General features: G+C 70.5%; 5 protein-coding genes. 3 read left to right on the top strand and 2 right to left on the bottom strand.

The features are described from left to right. A partial coding sequence (locus tag K0M70_RS14055; RefSeq protein ID WP_290782989.1) for an ATP-binding domain-containing protein occupies positions 1-800 on the top strand: 800 nt, incomplete at its 5' end. On the opposite strand, the gene K0M70_RS14050 is transcribed toward K0M70_RS14055, so the two are convergent. Together K0M70_RS14050 and K0M70_RS14045 are read right to left on the bottom strand one after the other, a co-directional pair. Further along, positions 801-1493 (bottom strand): RES family NAD+ phosphorylase, encoded by a 693-nt coding sequence (locus tag K0M70_RS14050; protein ID WP_290782987.1) that lies wholly within the window; start codon positions 1491-1493, stop codon positions 801-803. Then, a complete protein-coding gene (locus tag K0M70_RS14045; RefSeq protein WP_290782986.1) occupies positions 1484-1882 on the bottom strand; it encodes an MbcA/ParS/Xre antitoxin family protein in 399 nt (132 codons plus the stop codon). The genes K0M70_RS14050 and K0M70_RS14045 overlap by 10 nt, the downstream gene beginning before the upstream one ends. 318 nt (positions 1883-2200) lie before the next feature. On the opposite strand from K0M70_RS14045, the gene K0M70_RS14040 reads away from it, so the two are divergent. Together K0M70_RS14040 and K0M70_RS14035 are read left to right on the top strand one after the other, a co-directional pair. Further along, complete coding sequence (locus tag K0M70_RS14040) at positions 2201-2824, top strand: BON domain-containing protein (protein ID WP_290782984.1); 624 nt, start codon at positions 2201-2203, stop codon at positions 2822-2824. Positions 2825-2974: 150 nt separating this feature from the next. After that, positions 2975-3424 carry a hypothetical protein gene (locus K0M70_RS14035; protein ID WP_290782982.1) on the top strand — a complete coding sequence of 150 codons (450 nt, stop codon included), beginning with the start codon at positions 2975-2977 and terminating at the stop codon, positions 3422-3424. Positions 3425-3557 lie beyond the last annotated feature (133 nt).

Here is a 3557-nt window from a genome sequence, read left to right as displayed (position 1 = left end):
AACCCGGCGAGGTGCTGGCCGCGCTGGGCGGCGCCGGGGCGGTGCGGCCGCGCGTGCACCTGCCCCGCGTGCATCGCCAGGACGCCGGCCGGGGCGGGGGCGCCCTGGCCGGGCGCATCCGCGACGGCAACACCGACGCGGTGCTGGCGTCGCTGCAGTCGGGCGCCGTTGCCGGCGTGCAGTGGCTGGCCGGCACCGACCGCGGCCTGCCCGCGGCCGCACTGGCCGCCGCGCTGCCGGCGTACCGCGCCGTGCAGCAGGCGGCCGGCGCGGCGGACGCGCTGGAGCGCGCCAAGGGCTTCCGCCTGCTGACCGCGCTGCGCGAGGGTGCCAGCGGCAGCGTGGAGCTGAACGCGCGCATCGCCGACGCGCTGCGGCCCGTGGGCGAACGCGACCAGCGCCTGTTTACCGGTGCCCTGCTGATGATCACCGCCAACAGCCCGCGCCACGGCCTGTTCAACGGCGACATCGGCGTGGCGTGGCCGGACGAACAGGGCCAGCTGCGCGTTTGGTTCGACGCCGGCGACAGCGACGGCCCGCGCGCCTGGCTGCCCGCCGCGCTGCCGGCGCACGAGTTCGCGTTCGCGCTCACGGTGCACAAGTCACAGGGTTCGGAGTTCGGCCAGGTGCTGCTTGCGCTGCCCGAGCGCGGCGCCCGCGTGCTGTCGCGCGAACTGCTGTACACCGGCCTCACCCGCTGCCGCCGCGGCGTCACGCTGTGGGCCAGCGAAGCGGCGCTGCGCGAAGGCATCGGCCGCGGTGCGCAGCGCTGGAGCGGGCTGGCCTCGCGCCTGCTGTGATCAGCCCGCGGTATGCAGGGTGGCCACCGCGTACTGCGCGCTGATGCGTTCGCCGTCCCAGCTGTACACCAGGTGCTGGGCCTGCACGCAGGGCCTGACCAGGTCGGGACAGAACACGCCCACGCACTCGCCGCCGGCGTGGCGCACGCTGGGGTACACCACGCCGTCCGAGCCGGCCGCACGCAGCTCGCGCGCCAGCGCCTGCGGCGGGCCGTAGTCGGTGGGGTGCAGCAGGGTTGGCCAGCCCTTGCGCAGGTCGTGCAGGCGGCCTTCGATGGCGGTGCGGTAGCAGCGCATTTCCAGCTTCATCGCCGGTTCGCGCGTGGCGGCCATGAACTTGGCGCGGTGGTACATGGTTTCGGCCACGGCAGTGTCGAGCGAACGCGCGGCGTAGAACACGCCGTAGCTGCCGTCGCTGAAGCGGCTGCCGTCGGGGTTGAGGTGGGTGAACGCGGCCATGATGGGTTGGGTGCCCGGCCCACTCACGCGCCGCGCCTTCGGCACCAGGTCCAGCCGGCCCAGCTCCTGGCGCAGGCGGGCGTTGGTGAGTGATTCGATCGCGAACAGCGCATCGAGGTCATCGGGCGAGGCGATGCGGTCGAACACGCCGCGCGGTGGGAAGCGGCTGGGCACGATGCGCCAGGCCTCCGGCCACTTCAGCAGCGTGCGCCGCGGGGCCTTGCTCACTGCCATCCGCGCTGCGCGTCCAGGTAGCTGCGCACCACGTACAGGTCGGCCACGTTGCCCGACAGCATGCGGTCCAGCGCCGAACCACCGCCGAATGGCGCGGCGTGGTTGGGCCGGCGGATCCACGCGTCGGCGCGGGTGGGGTCGGGGAACAGCAGTTCGAGCGCCTTGAAGATGCCCAGCAGGTAGCTGATGCGTTCGATCACGTCCCGGCCCGGTGCGCCGTCGCGCTGCTTTTTCCATTTGTAGAACGTGGACTCGGCCGGGTCGCCCAGCAGGCGACGGGCCTCGGCGTTCTTGAGGCCCCAGGCGTCGGCGATGCGGAAGAAGGCGCGCAGCGCGGGGCCGGCCAGTTCGTCGTGCGGGGGTGAAACCGGAGCGGTTCTGGCGGACACGGGGTGACTCCATGTGTGGAGTGAAATCAGATCCTACTCCCTTTATAAAGTGAATGCCGAAGCCGCTCAGCGCACGCCCGACGCCGCCCGACTGCGGTTCAGGTTGCTGCAGGCCGCGTGGACAAAGGGTTTCAGGCCGTTACGCGGCTTTGGATAACACAATTGAAACAAGCACTTCATGGTTTGTTGTGGTTCGGCAGGCCAACCTCGCCCCACGTTCGACGGGCCGTGCTGATCTGCCCTCCGGACGCGGCCACCAAGGCCAACCCGCTTTCCGCCCCCCGGCAGCGGTTCGTTCAAAAAAAAAGGAGCCACCCCATGAACGCATTCAAGACTTCGCTCATTGCCACCACCATCGCCCTGGCGCTCGGCGCCGGCGCCGTTTCCGCCCAGGAATCCTCGGCCGCGCCTGAGCGCACCCTGGGCCAGACCGTGGACGACGCCACCATCACCGCCTCGGTGAAGGCCAAGCTGCTGGCTGACGAGCGCACGAAGGGCTTCGACGTCAACGTCGACACCGTCAATGGCGTCGTGACGATGACCGGCGGCGCGGACTCCAGCGCGGCCAAGAGCGCGGCGCAGGAGCTGGCCGGGGACGTCGAAGGCGTCATCCTGATCAAGAACGAACTGATGGTTGCCGCGCCGGGCACCGAAGCCCGCCAGGACGCCAACACCGCCACCGCCTCGGGTGAAGTGCGCGAAGCCCTGGACGAAAGCGGCGACGGCATCGACGACGCGTGGATCACCAGCAAGGTCAAGACCCAGCTGCTGGCCGACAGTGCAGTGAAGGGCACGCAGATCACGGTCGAAACCAAGGGCAACATGGTCACGCTGGCCGGCACGGCCGACACCGCCGAGGCCCGTGCCAAGGCCATTGAGATCGCCACGGCGACCAAGGGCGTGACCCACGTGATGGCCGACGACCTGATGGTCAAGCAGTAAGCGCACCGGTACACCCGTTCCATCCATGTCAGAGTGGACAGCAGCGGTCGGGCCCCCGGGTCCGGCCGCAGCTGTTTGTGCGGTTCGCCGGCGTGTCACACTGGATTGCCGCGAGCGTTCTGCACGCCTCGCCCCCGCAGGAGCCGCCCCATGAAATCCCGCTACGTCTACCGCGTCGAAAGCCTGCCGCGACTCACCAACGCCATGGACGCCGCACGCAGCTGCGGTGTGACCGATGACGATCTGGCGGTGGTGGCGCGCCACGACATCGAACTGCGCATCGACCCCGATACGCCCGAGCCTGAAGCGCACGGCCAGCTCACCGGCCTGCTGGCCGGGCTCAGTGCGGTCACCGTGCCGACCCTGGGCGTGAGCATCGCCGGCGCCGGCCTGATCAACCTGATCGGCAACGCCATGGGCGGCTGGGTGCCTGCGCTGGCCGGCGACACGGTGGACGACGAAGTGCGGCGCCGGTTCAGCGACGAAGTGGAGGCCGGCGGCATCCTGCTGGTGGTGGACGCTACGCCCGAACTGCACGCCCGGGTGGACGCTGCGCTGCGCGACCACGGCGCCACGCCCATCGACACCGGAACGAATTGAACAGCGGCATCGGTGCGCAGTCGCACCGCTTGCAAAAGGTTTATCATACCATGGTAGGGCACCGGGGGGGTAGTTGGGCCCCGGCGCGGCGTAACCCGGTAAAACCGGCGGTGGTGCCGGCCAGCCCCCCCCC

The organism is Arenimonas sp. (assembly GCF_019459675.1).
In the GTDB taxonomy this organism is placed as follows: Bacteria; Pseudomonadota; Gammaproteobacteria; order Xanthomonadales; family Xanthomonadaceae; genus Arenimonas.
This window is presented reverse-complemented; position numbering and strand designations above follow the sequence as displayed.